Below are 585 nucleotides of genomic sequence, written 5' to 3' on the forward strand. Positions count from 1 at the left end.
AGGGGCGTTTAACGTGACCAACGCTGCATTTATTCAGCTGAAAGACTTGCCGGAATATATGTTTACTGCGGCGAGAAGAGAGCCGGACTATATGACATCGGGCAAACCTGCTGTCGACCTGAACAATCCGGATTTTTCCATCGACAAAGCCTTGGCTGATTTTGAGGTCAGTCTCATTGAGAAAGCGCTGGCTCAGACCGGTACTATGAGTGATGCCGCAAAAAAGCTGAAAATATCCAAGCAGGCGCTGAACTATAAAATGAATAAATATGACATCAATCGCTGATGGTACGAAAAACTTTACAAAATAGTAAAGTTTTTTTTACTACTTGCGATAGGCTAAAGCCATAGAACGATGGAAACCGCTAATTTCAGCGGTTTTTATTTTTTTATAAATTGGCATAATAATTGCGGTTTATAAATACAAGTTGTGCAACGAGAAAGAAGTAGGAATAAATGAGGAGGTTGACATGAGTCAGGAACTTAAGAAATTTGATATTGACGCAATTCCGGGGGAACGATGGTTTCCGAAAGAGACAACCTTTGAGGAGGATATGAATCTTTACTGGGGAGACTGGGGCGTTG

At 41.4% G+C, this 585-nt stretch carries 1 protein-coding gene; it reads left to right on the forward strand.

The window, feature by feature from the left end; translation table 11 throughout:
* Positions 1–286, forward strand: a 286-nt coding sequence (locus D1841_RS18300; RefSeq protein ID WP_305801098.1) for a helix-turn-helix domain-containing protein, incomplete at its 5' end; no start/stop codon positions are given.
* Positions 287–585: the final 299 nt, after the last annotated feature.

Origin of the sequence: Neglectibacter sp. X4, from assembly GCF_009917365.1 — a bacterium.
In the GTDB taxonomy this organism is placed as follows: Bacteria; Bacillota; Clostridia; order Oscillospirales; family Acutalibacteraceae; genus Acutalibacter.